Genomic DNA, 20,268 nt, shown 5'->3' with positions numbered 1-20,268 from the left:
GAAGCGCTTCGCCACCGCCGTTTTGCGGGCTCCGGGCTCCTGACAGGCCGCCGCCACGCGGGTGCGTAAATCAAGCGAATAGGGATTCATCTTACTGGCTACGGCCATCCGCCAAATAGGGATGAACTGTTCACGAATCCGCTATAAGGGGTTAGGAGACAGAAAAAAGTTAAAAGCGTAAGTCGAAACGGCCTTCAGTGACGCTATGGGTCTCCTGGCTCTTCCCTTCCTGCACGGTCAATTCGAAAGTGCCGGAGACAATATGGGCCACTGTATCAAAGCGGGTAACAGTGAGTGTGCCCGTAGCTGTAGGGCTTGTAAGGAATAGACGATCTGGCACTTCTTTGGCCATCACATAAATGCCGTACGCCGGGTTACGGTCGCCGAGCGTGGGGCTAGCGGGCTGGTTCAGTTCAAACGTTCCAGTTTGCCGGATGTGCGGCACAAAAAAATCCAGGTGATTACTTTCGCTGTCGTTTTGGCGGGTAAATCCAAAGCGCAAGGACCGGCCTTTCACTGTGCGCTGCCAGGAAGCATCAACGGGCGAGTTGACGGAAAGATTAGTTTTCCACTCAGGCAGCCACGGTTGGCCATCCAGTAAAAAGCCCGCGGTGTTCTTGCCCTCTTGCGTGGCTGGGGGAAGACCGTTGGGGTCGTTCTTGTCTTTCTTGCAGGCAGAGATACTCAATATCCCGAGTGCCAAGAGCAGAGTGAGGTGAGTTTTCATAACGAAGGATCAAGGAAAGTAAGTGTAGTAGAAAGCTCTGACGACACCGTGCTACCGGCCGCCAAAGCGGTAGCACAATGACGCGGGCAACAGGGGAAATAAGTGTGGAGCAGTAGCAGACGACCCGGCGCAGAAAAGAATAAATGCGGGCGACTAGGTATAGGAGCAATAACTTAGGCAAGGATAATAAACTATCAGTACACTTCCACACGTGCGCCCAACCAGATTTTGAGTTTACCTGACATGTAAACGGTTTATTTTTAGCATAAAACGAGGCATAAAATGCCTCCTACAGCGCCCAAACAGTGTACTGGACCTGACTTTCTCAGCCCTAAAAATTCTAATCCCCCCCTACTAGGAAATGCTATACTTCTAAATAGATTTTTGATGGCAGCAGGGTAGAATAATTTCAAGAAACATAAAGCCAACTGCGTTTGTGGCTTCACACGGCCTACAGGTGCTTGCGGTAGCGTTTGACACTGGAGAGGCTAATGCCTGTTAACGTTACCGTTTCGGCTACGGACAGCCCTTTTTCCAATGCTTTTTTCACTTTAGCCAAACTCTCGGCATCGAGTCCCTTAGGGCGGCCAATATGCTTGCCCTGAGCAGCGGCCAGCTGCTGGCCGGCCTTGGTCTTTTCCAGGATGCTTTCACGGTCATACTCAGCCAGCGAGGCGAAGATGGAGAGCATAAACTTACCCGCCGGCGTCGTGGTGTCAATGCCCAGGTCCAGAGCCTTGAAGTGGATGCCGCGCTGGTGAAAGGAGTTGACCAGGTGGATCACGTGGTCACGACTGCGACTGAGGCGGAAGAAACGTGCCACCAGCACCGTGTCCCCCTCACGCAGCTGCCCCAGCAGCTCATCGAGCGCGGGTCGCTGCAGGCTCATACCCGTAATCTTGTCTTGGAAAATCTGGTCACACCCAGCCACTGCTTTAGGAGACGAGTTTCGTAAACTCGAAACCAGGTGCTTTCGCGGGCCTGGGTAAACAGGATTTAGAGGGCAGTGGGGGAGTAGAAATAGTCCCCGCGTCATCCTGGAAAAGTCTCTTAACATAATCCTACTTATACCCGGCCTCCTGGAATAAGTGCCGTTTTGCTCCCCACTGCCCCCGAGGCCGGCGCGTGGTACTTTGTTAGGATAAGCTGTGTTATTCATGATTATAATGTTGCTACTATTAGGCGCTGTACTTGGCCTTGATATTGTTTTGGTAAAACGGCTACTTCTACTATCTTGCGACAGAATAACATGAGCATATTTATCTCACTCTTCTGAAAGTCTTCTCACTGTTTTCAACTCCCTTTATTTAAAAGCTATGAAGAACATCTTCGCCTTCTACTCTACCTATGCAGGTTACACGGTTTTTTTTCTTACCCTGTTGCTCTCAAGTTGCGACAAAGCAAAGAACAACCCATCCCCTCAAGTCCGTCCTACTGTGGGCAATAGCGCTAGTACTGGCAACTATTTGACTTTCGCCAGCCGCGAGGAATTTGAGGAAGCAATTCACAACATTGACGAACTGGCTCCTGGAGAGACCATAGACCAACATTTAAAATTGTGGGAAGAGGAGCATGGAGGATTTTACTCGTTGAGAAGGAAACACGAAGAAAATGCCGCTCAAGGCGATTCGGCGGTTAGCCCTATAAACGACGACTACTTCGCTACAATGGTATCTCCTGAGGGGACAATACAAATTGCGGACCGCATTTACCGACTTGATTTTGAGCAAAAGCGTGTCTATCACATTCCAGCAGCTCAAGCAGGTGAGTTGTATGAGGAAATGATTGCAAGCCCTAGTAATAACCAAATCAAATACTATCTCTTTGATGAGCCGGTACTAGACTACATCACAACTGAAGACCAAGGAACGCCATCTTCGCAAAGTAGGTTGGGAATCAGTTTAGGTAGTGGTGTAAGTTGTGGAAACGGAGCTGAGGCCCTTTCGGACGATGACGAGGACTACCTAGCCAGCAACAAGCGAATAAAATGCAACGTAGAATATCAGAAATTCGGCCTCTACTTTTCATTGTTAGCCAAGGCTAAATACCAAGAGCGGTTTATGAGGGTTTGGTGGGCTGAGGACGCCTGCATGACCATTGTACCAGACCCAGGTGCGTTCTGGCGGGAAAAGTGCCTGACTAACACTAATACCTATAACGGCTATATCAGTAATTCGTGTGACGACAACACGGTTGTTATGCGATACCATAAATCAACTCGTGGTTTGAACAAGTATCAAATAGCGGTAAAGTTTAGAGTGGGGAACTTCAATTCCCAGCACTACTACATCAATCAGTGATTGGTATGAATCGTCGCTTCTATTCGACGATGTTAGTCCTGCTACTGGTAGCAGCCTCTCCATCAATGACTTTTGCCCAAAGCAAGCTCTATTTTGATACTCGCATAGGGGCTGGCTATAACTTTGTAGAAGGAGCACATGCGGGCAAAGGAGAACGGCCGTTCAAAGCCCGCAATTTTTTACTGCACACCTTTCTGTATCTGCAACCCCGGCTACAGTTCAACGAGCAATGGGCCCTAACAGCGGGATACCGAGGCAGTGGCTTAACTCGGGGTTACAAAATCGAGGTGCCAGCAGATGTAACCGTAAACCCCTTTCCCCAAGGCAATCAATCCGGTCTTGCCCGTAGTGCCTACCTGCATCAGTTACCCGTGCAACTGCACTACACGCTGGGCCGGTATAATATCCACCCCCTGGATACACTAGACCGGCTCTATTTGCTTAGTTTCAAGCTAGACGTATTTGTGGGTGGCGGCTTAAATCGGGTCGGCAACAACTGTTTAGATTGTGGCAATTATGACACAACTCCTCTAACGGGGGGTACCAGCCCGGTCCGGGATGTCATCGAATTTCGTGAACAGCCTTACTACAACCGTACTTGGGGTGGTTTCTTAACGGGAGGCGTAACCGCACACTTTTACCGCTTAGGGAAGGAGCGTCTGAATTTCAGTTTGGCACTTACGCAAGGGCTAACAGACATGATGGTAGTTCCGGTGCAGTACAGCTATAACGGTCATTTAGGAGCCACTACACTACACGTACGCGGCTCGGGCATTTCTGCTACATTGGGCTACCCTATTCTGATTAGCACGTTTGTTAGGCGTTAGTAAGCTAATAGCTAACTGATGTTGGTGTTATTCTTCCTATTTGTTTAAGGGGTTCTTCTTGCAAAAGGGCGGTTTTACACGCTACGCTTCCCTATCAGAAAGCGTAGCCCAAAAATAGGCTAGAAAAGGGCGATTCCAAGCAATCCAGCGGGTATGCGAAGCTTATCAAAAAGGATTTCCTTTCTGATAAGCTTCGCGCATATCATTCCCAATAAGCAATGAATCAAGCGATTACTTGCTTAACGTGTAAATCCGCCCTTTTGCAACAAGAACCCCTATAAGCCTAGCTTCTGCGCCGCGTTGTGCTGGCGCACATCATCCAGACGGGTGTAGCGCCGGATCATTGAGCTCGTCTTGTGCTTGGTCTGGTTCATGATCTCGCTGTCATCCGCGCCGGCGAGCTTGGCCACCGTTACGAAAGAAGCGCGCAACGAGTGCGCAGAATAGCTAGGCCCCAGGTAGCGTTGTACCACCGCGTTAATGCTCTTATCCGAAAGCCGCGCCTGGGTCAGCCGTTGGCCTTTGCGCAGTGATACGAATACCGGCCCTGCTTCCCGGCCAAGTTGCCTAAGCCACGCCTGCAGCGAGCGAATAGGGCAGACCTTCGCTTCAGGTGAGTAGAATATAGCCTTCTCCTCGTATTCGCCCAACTGGTTCGTTTTGCTGCGGGCCAGGGAGACAATCAGGCAATCTTCTGTAAAACGCAGGTCCCGTACGTTCAGGGCTGCGAGCTCCGAGCGGCGGAAGGCCCCGGTAAAACCCAGCAGTAGAATCGTCCGGTCCCGCAGCCCAGCAGTCGTCCTTATATCGATAGCCCGCACCAAGCGCTTGAGCTGGGCCAGCGTAAACGCTGGTGCCTGCTTCTGCCGCACGCCGTGTACGCGCCGGATGCCATCGAGCAAGACCTGAAACTGCTTGTTGTCGGTGGGGCAGTGCAAGCCGCGCAGCACATGGGCTTTGCTGACAGCGGAGAGGTGGCGGTGAATCGTGGCTACCTTCTTGCCTGCGTCGGCCAGGTAGGTGACGTAGCCAGCGAGCGTGTCCACCGGGGCGGGCACCGGCTCCAGCCGGTTAGCTTGGCACCAGTGGGTGAAGTGCCGCAGATCCGAGGCGTAGGCCCGGGCCGTATTCGGGGCACCTTGTAAACCCGCTTCGACGTAGCGGGCAGTCTGCTCCGAAAGTCCTGCAAGGGAGTCCGTGGTTTGGGGAACTGGTATCGGGAGCACGTCACCTTTCATGCACACTATATATAAAGGAGTAACCGAGCGAAAAACAGCTCGAAAAGCGAAGATAGCGATAGGTTCCGATAATTAAAGATTATCGGAACCTATCGCTTCAGGCTGGGTGACTGCTAAGGGGGGCCTCTCAGGAAACGGAGAATATAGTACGTTAAGGAATACGAGGGGCTGATGAAAGGGTGGTACAAAACTCAATGGCTACGTCAAGGCCTTCGTGGCTCAGGCCGATGGCCGACCCGCGCCGGCCATTGAGAAAACCGGGCTGGTGGACCACTCTGAGGGCGAGTACGGCATTATCAACAAGCGTCTGCCCGTGGTGAAGGTAGCGTAGCGCACCCCGCAGAAAACCACGCTCTACGTAGAGCCCGCCACGGGTCGCCGGGCCGCCCGGGTGGAAACCGCCGACCGCTACGAGGGACTGTCCTTCACCTTCCTGCACAAGTACCACGCCGTGGGTAGCCTGGGTAAGAATGTCCGGGATACTATTACCATGCTGGCAGCCGCCGGGGTGCTGGCCGTGTCGCTGCTGGGCCTGTGGCTGTTTGTGAAAGTCAAGTAAGCTGGCGATGATGAAGCAACTCTTTGGCTTAAGTCTGCTGCTCAGCGGGGCCCTGGCCGGCTTCCAACCCGGCCAGCCGGAGCAGAGCGAAACCCAGCAGGCGGCGCAGATGCGCACCCAGGTCCTGGCGCTCCACGACTCGACCATGCTCCACAGGGAGGTGCTCACCAGTGAGCGGCAGCGCCTGGAGCAGCGGTTCCGCGCGCTGGATACGACGTGGGATCATAACGCTACCCGCGCTGCCCGCTTGCGTCATCTGCGCGGAGCCCTGGTAGCCGCCGATACCACCATGATGCACTGGCTGCACACTTACCAGGAACCCGGTACGGCGCTGCTGACGAACCATCAGCACGTGAACTTCTGGACTGCGGAAGAACAAAATTGCGGGATCTGACCCGGCAGATGCGGATGGCCCTGGACTCGGCGGCAGTTATTCTGTAAGGGCAACCAGTAAACAGACGACGGGCCTACGGTTCGCTCCAAAAGCCCCCGAAAGGGAGTCCCGGAACGAACCGTAGGCCCGCCTCTTCCTGCATATACGGTAGCGCTACTTGGCCACGAACACCAGTGCCGCCGTCAGACTCAGCCGCTGGGCATCGGGGTCGGTGGCCTGCATAATATCCTTGTCGGTTGCATATCGGTTGATGCCTTTGAGCACGGTCACCGTCACGTCGCCGTTCGCGTCGGTTTTGGGCCCTTTCTCGTTGCTGTTGTTTTCCACCATCTGCCCGGCCAGCGGCTTGCCGTCGAGTAGCAGGTGCAGCTTCATTGTGGAGCCGGCTTTGGGCATGGCACGCAGGCCCACGGGTACAAACTCAATGCGCTGGCCCAGCGGCTTGGCCATCCACGAGGCCCAGCTGAGCATAGTTTTGGAGAATTTCAGGGGGTGCGAGGCATCCGTGCCGGTGGGCATAGCCGACTTACGCACATTCTGGCTTTCTCCGTTCACCTTCACCCAGTAGCCGTTGTCGTATTCCAGCGCAAATAAAGCCGGCTTGGTACTGGGCGTCAGCGCCAGACCGCCAGGAATTTCGGCCTTGGTGTACTTGATGGGCTTTTGCATCGTATCCAGCACTTTGATAGACGTCACTTTGGTGGCCGAATAGGGTTCGGGCTGCTTATGACCGTAGAAAATCTTGTAGACGGGGCCGCCCAGGGCATCCACCCAGGCGTCGTGCGCCAGGGCGCGCAGGCCGCCAGCGGCCAGAATGAGGGCCAGCAGAGTCAGTTGTTTTTTCATGGGGAAGTGGGATTAGGAGAAGGAAAAAGGAATGGTGTCGGGTTAGAAAGGAACCTTGATGCCGCCCGTGACGGTGGCCCGGGCCTGGGCCGAGGTGAGAATGTCGGGGCCCGAAAGGAAGCTGACCTCATCCAGCGCGCCGCTGCCGGGGTAGAAGCTCGACTCGACGTAGACGCGGAAGCCCGCCCAGCTGGTGCGGGTGTAGATGAGCTTGCCGGCCAGGCGCGTGAAGGCCTTGCTTTCGAGGCTGCCATCCGAGTTCAGGTACTTAGGGCCAATAAGCTGGTCATACACGCTCAGCGTGAGCCGGTGGGGCAGGCTGGAGCTGCTGCCGAATGTCCAGTCCAGGCCCAGCGTGCCCAGGTACTGGGGGGTGTCGGTTACGTACTCGGTGGCATCAGCGCCGTTGCGCAAGCGGGCTTTCAGGTAGGTATAATTACCGAACACGGTAGGGCCGTCCACGTTTTCCACCAGCCGCACGCGGGCTTCGGCCTCCACGCCCTGGCGGCGGGTGCGACCGAAGTTTTTGAGCTGGCCCAGCGGGTCAATCTGCACCTCGTTGGTTTGGTTGGACTGGTAGGCGGCCAGCACGCCGTGTAGCCGGCCGCTGGCGTCGTCGGCACTCAGACCCACTTCGTAGCTGGCCAGCTTCGACACGCTCAGGTCGGGGTTCACAGGTAATTCGGCGAAGCCATCCGGGCTTTTGAAGCCGCGGGCGGCATTGGCAAACACGCTCAGCGTGGGCGTGAAGCTAAACGCGGCCCCGACTTTGGGACTGAAGATATCGGGGTGGGACTTGACACGGGTGTTGGCCAGGGCCGCCACATCGTTGGCCCCCACCCGGACGTGGTAGTAGAGCCGGTCGTAGCGGGCACTGGCCGTCAGCTTGAGCTGCTCAATGGGCCGTACCTGGAGCTGGGCGTAAGCCGAGGGGGTGGAGGTAGTAATATCCCGCTCCCGGTCCTGCTTTACCTGCTGCCGGGCCACGGTGGAAAAGCGGGTGCCCTCAATGTCGTCGGTGCGGAAGCTCAGGCCCGCAGCCACCTGCGCGGGCAGGCTGCCCAGCTTCGTCAGGCGGGTGTAGCGCACGTCGCCGCCGCCCCACACGCGGTTGTCGCGGGTCTGGCGCTGGCCCGTGCCCCCATCGCGGAAGCGGATGAAGTCGTGGTGCTGGGCGTAGAGCGTGGCGCTGAAGTAGCTGGCCAGGTCGCTGCCCTGGTAGTTGAACACGGCATTTTGCTGGCGGGTGGAGCCGCCGTCGGTGCCGTTTACGGCGTCGCGTCGGTCCACGCGGTCTGCGTCAATGTCGGCCCGCTTGAGGTAGCTGGCCGAGTTATGGTTGTCGGCGTAGGCCTGTACCCGCAGGGAGGCCGTGCCGCCGGGCATCTTGAAGGATAGCTTGGCCAGCCCGTTCAGGCTCTTATCCTTGCTGTTGTCGCGAAAGCCGTCGGTGCGGGTCGCGGCCACGGCCACGTAGCCACCCACGGGGCTCTCCGGCTTGCCGAAGCCCAGGATGCCCAGCCCGCGCGCCTGCCCGAACGTGCCGCCCGAGAGCGTCACGCTGCTGTTCAGCCGGTCCTCCGTATCGAAGCGGATGACGCCGCCCAGGGCATGGTCGCCATAAAACGGGCTGAACGGTCCGCGCACCACCTCAACGCGCCGCACCGTTTCGGGAATCAGCGGGTTCAGGTCGGCGTAGCCGTTGGCCGAGAGCGACGAGCCCTGGTTTTGCAGCGCCCCATCGATGGAAAAGGCCACGTCGCGGGCGTGCTCCACCACGGTGTAGCCGCGCAGCTGAATGCCGTAGGCCACGCCGCCGAGCTGGTAGTTGCTCACGTTGACGCCGGCCAGCGGGCGCAGCAGGTCGCCGTAGGAGTTGACGGCCTGCTTGGCCACGTAGTCGCGCCCCACCAGGGTAACGGAGGCCGGACTGGCCGTGGCCTCCGCCGACAGCTCCGTTTTGCGCGTCGGCGTGGCCCCACCGATTACCTCCACGCCGGAAAGGCGCTGGGTGCGGTTGCGCAGTGTGGTGGTATCGGCAGGAGTCGTCTGGGCCCGCAACGCAACCGGCGCAAGCAGGCCGAGCAGCGCAGGAACCAGGAATTTTGAAGCGTACGTGTGGTTCATAGAAAGCCGGGAAGGACAAGAGCGCACCGAAGTCGGCCGCGGCAGTTGTCCGATGAAGAAAAGGTTGAAATCGGGTGCTCCGGAACGGAGCGGTTCTTTAGCGCATCTGCCGGCCCAGCTCCCGCAAGGCCGCCTGCGCGCGGGTCTTGACCGTGCCCAGCGGTATCGCCAGTTCGTCGGAAGTCTCCTGCTGGGTGTAGCCGCCATAGTAGAGCAGGTCGATGACGGCCCGGTACTCGGGTCGCAGCCGGCGCGTCAGCTCCCACAGGCCGATGTGCTCGGGCCGAAAACCCGGCGTGGCGGGTTGCCGCCACGCCGGGCTTTCCTCCAGCGGCAGCGTGCGGCTGCAGGAACGGTAGTGAAGCGTGCAGATGCGGTCCAGTGCCGTGTTGCGGCACACGTTCAGCGCCCAGGTAAACAGGCGGCCTTTCGTCGCATCGTAACTCAGGAAGGCGTCCCAGATTTTGAGCATGCTGTCCTGTAGCACATCCTCAGCCACCTCTGGCTGCGGCACGATGCGCAGAATAAGGCTGTACAGGGCCCGACGGTAAGCGGTGTAGAAGTGCGTCATGGCCGCCGGGTTGCGGGCCCTGAGCTGCTGCACCAGGTAGGCTTGCGCCTCGGGCGTGTTAGATTCAGACGAGAACTGGGAACGTGGGGCGCACAAGCGGGCACCATCGTTCCCAGCCGGCTCCGTAGGAAGCCGGCTGGGAAGAAGGGGTAGCACTTAGAAGCGCTTGGCGGAGCTGGGAATGACTAGGCGGCTGCGCGCGGCCAGCTGGGCCCGGGCAACCTGGTTGGCCGTCTGCTGCCGGGCGGCGTAGTCGCGCTTCGGAGCGGGCTGGGCGGTGCCGGGCCCAGATAGATGGACCGACGAGGTGGGCATCGAAGAAAACCGGGGCAGGCGCGTAGTGCTACCCGTGTCCGTGGCAGCGGCCGCCGGACGAATTAAAGAAGACAAGGCATTCATAGCGTCGGGAAATGTGACGCGCGCCGGCTCAATCAGCCGCCGCCGCATCAAATCAATGGATAAAACGAAACGGGCCGGAGCACCAAAGCCCCGGGCCGGAGCCGGACTAGAAGTCGGGCTGTCGAATTATCCCCGACGGGGAGGAGAATAGATTTCCCCCTGAAAATCCGTGGTCCCCGCCACGAAGGGGGCAGGAGCCAGGGAGCGGGAAACGGAGAAGGGTATTCGCCCCACATTCACCGTTTCGGCCAGACAATGCAGGTCCAGCGCTTTAAGCGTGCTCAGCAGGTGCTGCGGCGTTTGCTTATTTTTGTGCTGCAGCAGGTGCGTTTGGTCGCCGTTGCAGGTATCGAAGCAGTCCAGGCGTAGGTAGTTCTGCTGCTGACAGGTGCTGCTGTGCACGTACGGATGGCTCGCCGAATAGCGCGACTGTTCCGGCCGGTTCACCAGGCCCGCACCCACTACCAGCAGGTAGTTGCACAGCAAGAGCAGAACGAGTAGCGAACGGGTCACAGCGAAAAGGAAAGGGGCAATCGGGTATACGGACAGCACCGTAGTGGGCTACTCGCCCATCTACGTGCAAGGAACGGATTTGGATTCAACTCTCCAAGCGCTATGCTGAGCTAAGGGTGTGCTGCTGCTACCGCCAGACCTGGCATCTTCGGGTATGGTTATCTGCACTGATTTCTGCTCGCCTACCCGCTGGGCAATATCGGCCTTGGTTAAAAGTTTGGTCCAAAAGTCGCATTTGGAGCGGTAGTATCTTAGCCTTCATTGACTTACCACTCAACGGTGAGTAACGCGCTCAGGTCGAAGCGTAGCGCATCGGTGAGCGCCTCGTCGAAGAAATCGAACTCGCCTTGCAGGTTGATGTGCTGCCAGCTCACGGGCGATATCCGGGCGATGGCATCGGCCAGGGCCTGCCGCTCGGCGGGCGGGGCTTGAAACAACTGCTGGTTCAGGTACAAGCAGTTCCAGCACACAATCACATTCTGGACCAGCCGTTTGCAGGCATCGGCGACTTGCTGCTCTTCCTTGCCGGCGTAGCGAAACTGCCCGTTTTGGCCGTAAAACACGGCGCGGGCGAACTGGTGCGTGCTTTCCAGCTTGTCCAGTTGGTCGTCGATGCGCTTGCGCAGGTTCTGGTCGTCCATGTAGCGGAGCAGAAACTCGGTGCGCACGGCCCGCCCCAGCTCGCGCAGCGCCAGGTACAAGGGGTGGTGCTGGGAGTAGGAATTGAGGCGCTTGAGTACGGTGGACGCCGTTACGTGCTTTTGCTTGAGGCTGACGATGAGGCTGACGATGAGGCGTAGGATGGTTTCCCATTGCGCCTCAATTAGCCCCCGGTCCAGGGGCTTGCCCAGCCGCAGGGCGTACGCGGCCAGGTCGGGCACATCCATGCCGGCGAAGGCGTAGGGCTGCTGGTCCTGAAAGGACTGGATGCGCGGGGCAAAGGCCACCTGAATCAAGTACGTCACGGCGAAGTTGACTTCGGTAAAGCCATGCGTATCGGTACTGTGAACGGTGGATTCCACGACGTCGTTGTGCAGCAAGCCATCGACCATATAAGGCGCTTCCCGGTCCGAGCACGTGAACGTGGTCGAGTAAAAGAGTCGGGGCCGGTCGTCGAGGAAACCGTACGAGACGAGCCCCTTGTCCTGGCCAAAATACTTGTAGGAGTAGGTGGCGTGAATCGAATCCACGGCTACGTAGTACTTCTGGCCATCGGAGGAGGTATGGGTCTGGCCCGGGTCGCGCTGGAACAAGCGGCTGACCGGCAGCTTTCCCGTCAGGGCAATGACCGCGTCGTTGGCCCGGCGCAGATTGTCCAGCGAGAAGTACCAGTTGACCGTGTTTTCCAGCGTGGACTGGGCCACGTGCTTGGTGGCGTGGGCCATGCGCGTCAGCCCCAGGTTGCAGCCGTAGGCCATCACCCCGGCAAAGAGTACCCGGTCGGCGGGCCGGGGCGGACGGTGGCGCGAGTTCCAGTGTTCGAGGCAGTCGCGTGAAGGAACTCTACTTAGCCCGGCAGCAGTCCACCCGCCAGCTCATGGCCTACTTCCAGATTGGCTCCCGCCGCACCCTCTACAAAATCCTGCGCTTTGCCGGGGTGGAAATTCCCGAAAAGGCCACTACCTAAAAGCTCGCCCCCCCCCAAATGCGACTTTTGGACCAAACTTTTAACCAAGGCCAATAGCAGACGGTAGGGACCGAGGTGCCGGGCGAAAAGGCTAGCGCAAGCCAAGGACGATCACGCTGACCGGGGTGAAGTACCCGCCGTCGCTGCTATACCGTAGGTCCACGCGGCGGATGCGGCGGCCACTCAGTCGTTGCAGGCTGAGTGCGGCGCTGTCGCGGCCCGGCAGCAGGCGGTAGCGCAGCGGCAGGCTGCTGGCGGGCCCGGAGTCGAAGCTCACCAGCAGGTGGTCCAGGGTCAGGGACCGGTTGTTGACCCGGAGCTTGAGGTAGCGGAAGTTCTGAGTGGCCCCGCTCAGCACCGCGCCACCCCGCCCGACCGGCTGCCGCACCGCAATAGTGGCGACGGGAATCCAGCCGCTGGCGGGCGGGCGCGGCGGCTGAATTGTCGGCCGGGGCGGCTGCGGGCGCGTTGGCTAAACTACCGGCTGCGGCTGCTGAACTACCGGCTGCGGCCGGGGCGGCTGCGGGGGGGTAGGGCGGCTGCGTGGGCTGAACCACTTGCTGCGCTATGCCGGGCCGGGAAGCCAGTAGCGTGCTTAGCAGCGCACAAAAGAAGAGCGACTATTTCATCGGCAAGGGAGAATAGGCCAGCGGTAGCCGGCGGTGATTGGTTAAGAAATGGCGGGCTAATCAACTCTTTTGCAGCAGCCCTGGCTAAACCAGCGCCGTACCCCCACCCGCCTTACCTCAGCGCACGCCCTCCCAGGCTCGGAGTTCCTTCGCGTGCGGATTGGCTTGGAGCTGCCAGGTGTTGTTCAGCAGCATGGTCTGGCGCTCGGCGGCAGTGTAAGGAGCCCAGCCGGGGCTGCCCGTTTTGGCAAACTCCACCCAGGCGCTCTGCATCTTTTCGGCCAGCTCGGCGGGGCCGCCGCTGGGGCCCAGCATCCCGCGCGGCCCTGCCGTCAGGGCCAATTGGTTGAAGACGAAGGGCAGCCCCAGCCCGTGGTAGGCCCCGTAGGTGCCGGCCGCCACCGACGAGGGCCAGGCAAACTCGTACATGTAGGTACGGCCGGGCTGACGGGCGTGGGCATCGGCCAGCCGCACGGAGGGCACCTGAAACTGGTAGGCCGTGGCCATGGCGGACAGCAGCTCGCCCAGGCTCTTGGTGGGGTAGGCTTGCTTGTACACCGTAACCAGGGACGCCGGCGCGGGGTGGAGCTGCTTCGCGGCCAGGGTCAACACGAAGTTGGAATTGATTTTCTTCAGCAGCCCGGTCGGCACCAGGAAGTAGTTTGCTTCGTCGGAGTTGTAGCCCAGCAGCACGTCTACGTCGCGGCTGGCCCCCTGTTGCACGCTGGTCAGGGGCACGGCGGGCACCAAGTCGCCGTCGAGCACCGGAAAAAAGAGTGCCGTGCCCGAGCCGGGGTCAGCATATTTGTCGGTGTCGAGCTTTACCATCTTGGGGGTCACCTGTTTTTGGGCGGCCAGCACCTGCTCGGGGGTGAGGCGGCGGTAGGCCTCGGCGGTGTTTTTGATGCGCAGCACGCGGGCGTACTTGGCCGCGACGCGGTCGGCCTGCTCGCCGCTGAGCACGCTCTGGCCCGAGCCACTCATCAGAATGGCCCGCCGAAACAGGCCCTTCGCGGCCGGGCTGCCCAGCAGCGTGGCCACGCTCATGGCTCCGGCCGACTCGCCGAAAATGGTTACGTTGGCCGGGTCGCCCCCGAAGCGGCCGATGTTGGCCTGCACCCAGCGCAGGGCTGCCAGCTGGTCGCGAATGCCCAGGTTGGACGGCACGCCCTTGATTTTTAGGAAGCCCTCGATGCCCAGCCGGTAGTTGAGCGTAACCAGCACAATGCCCTTCTGGGCGAAGGCCGTGCCGTCGTAGAGCGGCACGTTGCCGGCCCCTATCGCGAAGGCCCCCCCGTGAATGAAGACCATCACCGGCCGGGGTGGCCCGCTCAGGGCGGCCGTCCAGATGTTGGTGGTCAGGTAATCGTCGCCCTTCACCCAGCCCTGGTCGAAAGCGGGCTGGTCATCAATGGCCCCGGCCGGCGGGCGGTTATACGGCGCGGTCGGGCCGGGCTGGGTCGCGTCGCGCACGCCCGGCCAGGGCTGGTGCGGAGCCGGGGCCGCGAAGCGCAGCGCCCCCACGGGCGGGGCGGCGTAGGGAATGTTCTTGAAAACGAGCACGTTCCCTGCACGCTGCCCCCGCACCTGGCCCGCCTCCGTAGCCGCCACCAGTCCGCCGCCGCCGTCCTGCGCCGTGGCCGCGGGGATGCGGGCCAGTAGTAGGCCCAGGAGGAAAAATCGCGTGAATAATCGTTGCATGTGCCTGGAAGCTGGAAGCTGGATGGTGAATGCGGAATGAGCCCCATCGGGGCAGCTAGTGGCGCGAGTCGGCGGCCGCTGACGCAGGTTTTTCACCCTGCGTCAGCGGCCGCCGAACAAGACGTCCTTGTTGCGCAGCCACAACGCCCGGTCGACCAGCTCGGTCGACTTTTTGCTGAAGCGCAAGCTGCCCAGGTTGAGGCCCACGCCAGCGACCAGCAGGGCAATGCCGCCGAATTGCTCGTTTTTGCGGAGCACCGCGCTGCCCACCAGCGCCGCCACGGCCCCCACGCCCAGCAGGCGGGCTACGGCCCGGTCTTGCCGACCCTGCCGGTATAGGTCGCTGGTTACGCCGGGACCAAACTCCGTCTTCAGCTTGCGAAACGGCAGCTGCTGGCCGCCCATGATGTACTTGTCGCCGTAGCCATAAATCGTGCGGGTGTCATACACCCGGCGCAGCGAATCGCGGGTTTGCGCCTGGGCGGCCGGGGCGGCCCATCCCAGCAAAAGGACGAGCGTGACCAATCCAACTTGAATGAATCGTTGCGTCATAGCGGGGAGGGAGATTGTGAATAATAGGCGGAAAAGGCACGGCCTTCGGGGAGAGGTCTGGGAGTCCCGGCGTCAGGTCCGGAAGGGCCGGGCAGGGGCTGCCGTCGCGTGGGCCGCTGGCCTGGAATGCTCGTTCGCAATAGTAGGCGGGACAGCTGCGGGAAACAAGCCGGGGGCTTACGCGCCTGTTACACATTATAAAATGTGACAGCAAATCATCGGTAGGCGGCCGTATGGGTGCCGGGTTGAGCCGCGGCGCGGGTGGTTCGGGGTACCAGCACTTCCGCCCCTTGCCTTGGGCCGGGCAGGTTAGCAGGGACTCCGGCTAGTTTGCTTTTTTAAAAAGAAGGCCAGACATAACGTGACTTTTTAAACATTTTACTTTATCTATATGTGTCTCAGTAGTTGTGACTGCAAGCTCCTGGCCGTCGGTGAATAAACTACCTGCCGGCTGAGTGCCGCTTTACCCGTCAGGTTCGTATGATTCCATCACTACCCATGATGCCCTACGCCGAGCCGCTGACGCTGCTCATGTTCCTGAGCGCCTTCGTCGGCACGCTCGTGAGCTTCATTCTGGCGTTCGTCAACCCGGTGCAGCGCCACGCCAGCCGCCTGCTGAGCGCCTCTTTGTTCAGCGTGGCCCTGTTTGCCCTCACCAGCGCGCTGCTCATCAACCACTCCATCTTTTTGGTGCCCCACCTGTTCCGGCTGAACATGCCGCTGCACTACCTGGTGGCACCCTGTGCCTACCTCTACGTGCGGGCGGTGCTGCACCAGGAAATCCGGTTTCGCCGCCTCGACTGGCTGCATTTCGTTCCGTTCGGCCTGCATACGCTGGAGCTGCTGCCCTTTCTGCTCCACAGCGCCGCGTATAAGTATCACTACCTGCAGGGGCTGCTGGTCGACATTGCCGGCGTCACGAAACAGCAGGAAGGGCTGCTGCCCGGCTACTACCATCCGGTGCTCAAGTTCGTTATCGGCACCAGCTACGTGCTGCTCCAATGGCGGCTGCTCGGGCAGTTCGGCCGGCCGGCGGCGCAGGAGCCCGGCACGGAAAACCACGCGCTGCTGCGCTGGCTGCGGGTTTTTACAGTTCTCAACACCCTGCTTTTCCCGCCCGTGCTACTGGCCATGCTGCTCCCGTTCAGTACCACCTACACCACCATCTTCACCGTGGGCGTGCTGGGCAGCCACCTGCTCCTGACCTCCACGCTGCTGCTGCTGCGGCCGCAGGTCCTGTACGGCCTGCGCAGCCCTGTCCTCCCCGCCGAGGCCGGGCTGCCGCTGCTCCCCGCCGCGCCTGCCAAGCCGGACGATGCGGCGCGGGCCTACTACCTGAGCGAGGAGAAGAAGCAGGAGTACCGCGCCCGGCTTGCGGCGCACATGCAGCAGCAGCCCTTCCGGTGCAAGGGCTACGGCATCAAGGACCTGGCGGCGGAAACCGCCATTCCGCCGCACCACCTGTCGGCCTTCATCAACCAGGAATACCGCATGAATTTCAGCGACTTCCTCAACCGCTACCGGATTGAGTACGTCAAGGAGCGCATGGCCCAGCTCGACTGGCGCCAGCTGACGCTGGAAGGCCTGGCCCTGGAGGCGGGTTTTGGCAACCGGACCACCTTCTTCCGCGCTTTCGTGAAGCTCACCGGCGTCACGCCCTCCGAGTACCAGGCCCAGGTCGCCGCGTCCTCCTGAAAGCCACCGCCCGCCGCGCTGCCTCGGGTTGCTGTTACATGTTATAAAGTGTGACACGTTTGCCCACCGGGCGGCTTGCCGCGGGCGAACGGGCCGCCTAGCTTTACGGAAAGCACTGCGCGGCAATAGCCAAGAAGGCGTTGGCCGCTCCGGCTCATCGGGCCACCCCTCGGACTGGTGCCGGTGCGTCGGGCCAGCCGTCCCCCGAGGGGCACACCCATATGGGCCGGCCGTGCTGCTGACCACGTAAAAAACTGAAAACGAAGCAGCCACGCTGTACTTGGTGCCGCCAATACTGCCATGCAACCCCTCGAAGCGTTTAATCATTTGCCGCCCGCGGCGCAGCTCCTCTACACCTGGGAGCACGGCTACTACCTGGCCGCGCGGCCGGGGAAAGCGCCCGGGTTGATAAAGCTGTATCAGGTAGGAGCGTTGTTTGTGGAAATCCATTTCCGCAACCCCAACGAGTTTGAAGTCGTCCGCGCCTTCCGCGACCCAGGTTTGCTGCTGCCGTACCTGGACCAGCTCAATCTGGACGACTTGCTGGCCTAACGTAGCGGCCTTGTCGTACCAGCTTTAAAGTCAGGGACGCCCACCTGGCCAGTGCGAATGCTGCGGAAGTGGCGAAGAAAATCAGCCATGAAAAGCTACGCGTTGCAACTCATTTTAGCCGTATCGGTAGCGGCCTGCACCTGGGCCAAGCCAGCGCTGCGCGTGCCCGTCGCCAGCCAGCCGGGCGGCGCGGCGCCAAACCAGGCACCAGCTAAGGCGCCAGCCGCCGTGCCCCCCGCTCCGGACCGGTGGGACGCCCAGCGCCGCCAGGGCATCGCCTTTGTGGCCACGGGCACGGAACCGTTCTGGACGCTGGAAATAGGCCCGGAACGGGGAATGCGGTTTAAGTCGCTCGGCGGCGTGGATTCGCTCAACACGCCCCTGCCGCCGCCCAGCCAGGCGCAGGATGCCCCCGTGACGCGGTACCGGGCCGTCACGGAGGCGGGCGAGCTGGTGGTCACGATTACGCAACGGGCCTGCACCAATGATATGTCGGGGGAGACCGTGCCGTACACCGTTGCGGTACAGGCCAAAACAACCCTTATGCCGAAGCCGCGCGAGTTCACGGGTTGCGGCCGCTACCTCGGCGACTACCGCCTGCACGACCTCTGGGCGCTGGAATCCATGGACGGGCAGGCCGTAGCCGCCGCGCAGTTTGCCACCAAGGACAAGCCGTATCTGGAGCTGAACCTGACCAGCGGACAAGCCCTGGGTTTCAGCGGCTGCAACGGCTTCGGCGGCTCCCTGACGCCGGAGCGGGCCGGCCTCCGGTTTGGCACCTTGCGTGGCACCATGCTTGCCTGCCCGGCGCTGGCCTTCGAGCAAGGATTCCGCAAAGCCCTCTCCGGGCAGTCCTTCGCTTACCAGGTCGAAAACCGCCGGCTGACGCTGAAAAACCGGGCTACTACGCTGGTTCTCAGAAAATTTGACTGACGCGTTGGCCCATCCTGCTTTAACCACTCCTAACCGCTACTCCCTTATGTTCACCAAAACCTTCTTGCTCGGGACTGCCCTGCTGGCCGCCGCCTGCCAGGCCACTATACCGGCTGCCAGCTCCACCGCTCAGCCGGCCGCCAGCCCGACTCCTGCCTCAGCCGAGCCAGCGGGCGGAGGCAGCGAAAAACTCTACGCGCACCGCTGGGCCCTGACCGAGGCCGCCGGCCAGCCCGTAGCGCCCACCGGCGATGCCAGGGCCGCGCACCTGCTTTTCTTTCTGCCCGGCCGCCTGAGCGGTTCCACGGGTTGCAACCGCCTGAATGGTACCTTCGAGCTGACGGGCGGTGACCAGCTGAAATTCTCCCCGCTGGCCACCACGCGCATGATGTGCCCCGAGCCGGCCGCCGCCGCCGAAACCCGCTTCGTGCAGGCCCTGGGCACCGTGAAAACGTATTACGTGACCGACGCGGCCCTGGAACTGCGCGACGGTACGGTCGTCGTGGCCCGGTTTCGCGCCACCCCGGCCAGCCCCGAAAAATAACCTGGCTGCACAGCAAGCCACCACCAATTGGACTCTTACCATTAACCGCAACACGATGAACCCAAACAACTTAAAAAAGCCGGTTTTAGCGGCAGCAATTCTGGCGCTGCTAAGCGGCTGTGACAACCGTTCGGCCTCCACCGCTTCCTCTCCACCGGCCGAAACGGCCGCCGCGGCTCCGGCCGCCCAGGCCCGGCAAGTCTGCTACCGGCAGGTGCTGGGGCGCGACACCACGCTGGTTCGCCTGAACATCAGCGGCGCGGCCGTGACGGGCGAGCTGGCCGTGCTGCCCGCCCAAAAAGACCGGGCCCGCGGCCCCTTCCGGGGCACGCTAGCTGGCCAGCAAATCGTGGCCGACTGGCAGCGGGCCGGCGAGGGCCAGACGCAGGTGCACGAGGTGACGTTCACCCTGACCGGCGACTCGCTGCGCTGGCGCGAGGGTGCCCGCACCGAAAAAGGCGGCAAATGGGTGCTGGCAAACCCCACGCAGGGCTATGAGTACGTGCTGGGCAAAGTCGACTGTGCGCCGCAGCCCTGACCGCTCAATTGAGGGCGCCTTATTGCGCAGGAAGCTGGTCCTGCGCAATGAGGCGCTGCAGATCCTGGAGGTTGCTGTAGTTGGGTCGGATAAAGCCCAGCTCGGGGTTGTCGAGGTCGCGAATGGCCTGCACGGTCAGCACGGAAATAATCACAAACAGGATGGGTACGAAGTAATGGCGGGTTTCCTGGGCGCTGTTGCTGAAGCCCACCAGTGCCCCAATCGCCCAGGACGAAATCAGCAGCAGCCCGATAATGGAATAGGGAGTGCCTTCCTGATAAGAATAGTGCAGCCGGGAAGTAGCCGCGCTGAGCTTGTGAAAGGCCGGTAGCAGCCGGCGCATATCGTCGGGCCGGAGGGTAGAGGTCCGGACAGAGTCGCGAAGCTGCTGCCAGGCCTGGCGATAGAGGACCCCAATTTTGCGGGTGTGCGCCGGGTCCGGTAGTGGTTTGGGGCGGTGCTCGGCCAGCTCCAGCGCCAAAAACCGCAGCAGTAAGCCCCGGACGATGGCCGGGCCGGCGGCCGGCAGCAACTCGCTTTCCCGGTACAATTCGGCCACGGCATCCGACGACTGATGAATCAGCACAGTACGCTCCTTAAGCGAATTGTTGGACGAGAGCAGGGTGAAGGAAAGCAGGAGCCCGAAAATGGTGATGAGGGCGTTTTCAATGCCCGATGGTTTCCAAATCCGGCCGCGGCGGCGATATTTCACTTCGGCAAATAAGTAGCCCACTGCCACCGCCAGCAGCAGCGACACCGGATAAGCCAGGGTGAACAAGAGAATGTCGAACAGGTTGGGCCACATAGATTGAAAGCGAGAAATAGCAGCCGAGCTGCCCGCTGGGACTTCGGCTGCTGGTACCGTTTAGCTGGCTGCTAAGTTGACAAGGTATTGAGGTGGTCTAGCTAGGCCGCACAGAGTTGGGACGTGGTTTGAAATTGGGTTTCGAAGTGATTGGGGGCAAGATAGCCGAGGGCCGAATGCCGGCGCTCGGC

At 60.7% G+C, this 20,268-nt stretch carries 22 protein-coding genes and 1 pseudogene; 10 read left to right on the top strand and 13 right to left on the bottom strand.

What is annotated here, in order from left to right:
• Positions 1–169: 169 nt before the first annotated feature.
• Together ABD842_RS08540 and ABD842_RS08535 are read right to left on the bottom strand one after the other, a co-directional pair.
• Positions 170–727: a Riean_0653 family protein gene (locus ABD842_RS08540; protein ID WP_345112573.1), complete on the bottom strand. Its 558-nt coding sequence runs from the start codon at positions 725–727 to the stop codon at positions 170–172.
• A 451-nt stretch (positions 728–1,178) separates the two neighbouring features.
• Positions 1,179–1,763, bottom strand: a complete 585-nt coding sequence (locus ABD842_RS08535) for a recombinase family protein (protein WP_345112572.1) — start codon at positions 1,761–1,763, stop codon at positions 1,179–1,181.
• A 280-nt stretch (positions 1,764–2,043) separates the two neighbouring features.
• On the opposite strand from ABD842_RS08535, the gene ABD842_RS08530 reads away from it, so the two are divergent.
• Positions 2,044–3,027 (top strand): hypothetical protein, encoded by a 984-nt coding sequence (locus ABD842_RS08530; RefSeq protein WP_345112570.1) that lies wholly within the window; start codon positions 2,044–2,046, stop codon positions 3,025–3,027.
• Positions 3,028–3,032: 5 nt separating this feature from the next.
• On the top strand, positions 3,033–3,854 hold the full coding sequence (locus tag ABD842_RS08525) for a hypothetical protein (protein WP_345112568.1): 822 nt from the start codon (positions 3,033–3,035) through the stop codon (positions 3,852–3,854).
• A 275-nt stretch (positions 3,855–4,129) separates the two neighbouring features.
• Here the strand turns inward: ABD842_RS08525 and ABD842_RS08520 are convergent, their stop codons facing one another.
• Positions 4,130–5,092: a site-specific integrase gene (locus tag ABD842_RS08520; protein ID WP_345112566.1), complete on the bottom strand. Its 963-nt coding sequence runs from the start codon at positions 5,090–5,092 to the stop codon at positions 4,130–4,132.
• A gap of 391 nt (positions 5,093–5,483) precedes the next feature.
• Here ABD842_RS08520 and ABD842_RS08515 point away from each other — a divergent pair, with 391 nt between their 5' ends.
• Entirely contained in the window at positions 5,484–5,651 is a 168-nt protein-coding gene (locus tag ABD842_RS08515; RefSeq protein WP_345112565.1) for a hypothetical protein, read from the top strand.
• Positions 5,652–5,661: 10 nt separating this feature from the next.
• Positions 5,662–6,045, top strand: coding sequence for a hypothetical protein (locus ABD842_RS08510; RefSeq protein WP_345112564.1), 384 nt, complete (start codon positions 5,662–5,664; stop codon positions 6,043–6,045).
• Between the two features lie 153 nt (positions 6,046–6,198).
• Here ABD842_RS08510 and ABD842_RS08505 read toward each other — a convergent pair whose 3' ends face one another.
• The 6 genes and pseudogenes from ABD842_RS08505 to ABD842_RS08480 all read right to left on the bottom strand — a co-directional run.
• Positions 6,199–6,891: a DUF4198 domain-containing protein gene (locus tag ABD842_RS08505; RefSeq protein ID WP_345112562.1), complete on the bottom strand. Its 693-nt coding sequence runs from the start codon at positions 6,889–6,891 to the stop codon at positions 6,199–6,201.
• A gap of 42 nt (positions 6,892–6,933) precedes the next feature.
• Positions 6,934–9,018 (bottom strand): TonB-dependent receptor, encoded by a 2,085-nt coding sequence (locus ABD842_RS08500; protein ID WP_345112558.1) that lies wholly within the window; start codon positions 9,016–9,018, stop codon positions 6,934–6,936.
• A gap of 97 nt (positions 9,019–9,115) precedes the next feature.
• A complete protein-coding gene (locus ABD842_RS08495; RefSeq protein WP_345112556.1) occupies positions 9,116–9,589 on the bottom strand; it encodes an RNA polymerase sigma factor in 474 nt (157 codons plus the stop codon).
• A 156-nt stretch (positions 9,590–9,745) separates the two neighbouring features.
• The gene (locus ABD842_RS08490; RefSeq protein ID WP_345112554.1) at positions 9,746–9,988 is read right to left on the bottom strand and encodes a hypothetical protein; all 243 of its coding nucleotides are present in this window, start codon (positions 9,986–9,988) and stop codon (positions 9,746–9,748) included.
• A gap of 126 nt (positions 9,989–10,114) precedes the next feature.
• On the bottom strand, positions 10,115–10,501 hold the full coding sequence (locus ABD842_RS08485; protein WP_345112553.1) for a hypothetical protein: 387 nt from the start codon (positions 10,499–10,501) through the stop codon (positions 10,115–10,117).
• Between the two features lie 266 nt (positions 10,502–10,767).
• Positions 10,768–11,934, bottom strand: a pseudogene (locus tag ABD842_RS08480) (Tn3 family transposase); the annotation flags it as partial.
• Positions 11,935–11,993: 59 nt separating this feature from the next.
• On the opposite strand from ABD842_RS08480, the gene ABD842_RS08475 reads away from it, so the two are divergent.
• Positions 11,994–12,128 carry a hypothetical protein gene (locus ABD842_RS08475; protein ID WP_345112551.1) on the top strand — a complete coding sequence of 45 codons (135 nt, stop codon included), beginning with the start codon at positions 11,994–11,996 and terminating at the stop codon, positions 12,126–12,128.
• A gap of 91 nt (positions 12,129–12,219) precedes the next feature.
• Here ABD842_RS08475 and ABD842_RS08470 read toward each other — a convergent pair whose 3' ends face one another.
• The 3 genes from ABD842_RS08470 to ABD842_RS08460 form a co-directional block, all read right to left on the bottom strand.
• A complete protein-coding gene (locus tag ABD842_RS08470; protein WP_345112550.1) occupies positions 12,220–12,516 on the bottom strand; it encodes a hypothetical protein in 297 nt (98 codons plus the stop codon).
• Positions 12,517–12,874: 358 nt separating this feature from the next.
• Positions 12,875–14,458 (bottom strand): carboxylesterase/lipase family protein, encoded by a 1,584-nt coding sequence (locus ABD842_RS08465; protein ID WP_345112549.1) that lies wholly within the window; start codon positions 14,456–14,458, stop codon positions 12,875–12,877.
• Between the two features lie 102 nt (positions 14,459–14,560).
• Positions 14,561–15,010, bottom strand: a complete 450-nt coding sequence (locus ABD842_RS08460) for a hypothetical protein (RefSeq protein ID WP_345112548.1) — start codon at positions 15,008–15,010, stop codon at positions 14,561–14,563.
• Between the two features lie 480 nt (positions 15,011–15,490).
• On the opposite strand from ABD842_RS08460, the gene ABD842_RS08455 reads away from it, so the two are divergent.
• From ABD842_RS08455 to ABD842_RS08435, 5 genes are all read left to right on the top strand, one after another.
• Positions 15,491–16,705 (top strand): AraC family transcriptional regulator, encoded by a 1,215-nt coding sequence (locus ABD842_RS08455; RefSeq protein WP_345112547.1) that lies wholly within the window; start codon positions 15,491–15,493, stop codon positions 16,703–16,705.
• 300 nt (positions 16,706–17,005) lie between these two features.
• Complete coding sequence (locus ABD842_RS08450; RefSeq protein ID WP_345112545.1) at positions 17,006–17,257, top strand: hypothetical protein; 252 nt, start codon at positions 17,006–17,008, stop codon at positions 17,255–17,257.
• 102 nt (positions 17,258–17,359) lie between these two features.
• Complete coding sequence (locus ABD842_RS08445) at positions 17,360–18,190, top strand: META domain-containing protein (RefSeq protein ID WP_345112543.1); 831 nt, start codon at positions 17,360–17,362, stop codon at positions 18,188–18,190.
• 46 nt (positions 18,191–18,236) lie between these two features.
• Positions 18,237–18,734, top strand: coding sequence for an META domain-containing protein (locus ABD842_RS08440; protein WP_345112541.1), 498 nt, complete (start codon positions 18,237–18,239; stop codon positions 18,732–18,734).
• A 55-nt stretch (positions 18,735–18,789) separates the two neighbouring features.
• Complete coding sequence (locus tag ABD842_RS08435; protein WP_345112539.1) at positions 18,790–19,272, top strand: hypothetical protein; 483 nt, start codon at positions 18,790–18,792, stop codon at positions 19,270–19,272.
• A gap of 19 nt (positions 19,273–19,291) precedes the next feature.
• Here ABD842_RS08435 and ABD842_RS08430 read toward each other — a convergent pair whose 3' ends face one another.
• Positions 19,292–20,077: a hypothetical protein gene (locus tag ABD842_RS08430; protein ID WP_345112537.1), complete on the bottom strand. Its 786-nt coding sequence runs from the start codon at positions 20,075–20,077 to the stop codon at positions 19,292–19,294.
• Positions 20,078–20,268: the final 191 nt, after the last annotated feature.

This window comes from Hymenobacter algoricola (assembly GCF_039539525.1).
GTDB lineage: Bacteria > Bacteroidota > Bacteroidia > Cytophagales > Hymenobacteraceae > Hymenobacter > Hymenobacter algoricola.
This window is presented reverse-complemented; position numbering and strand designations above follow the sequence as displayed.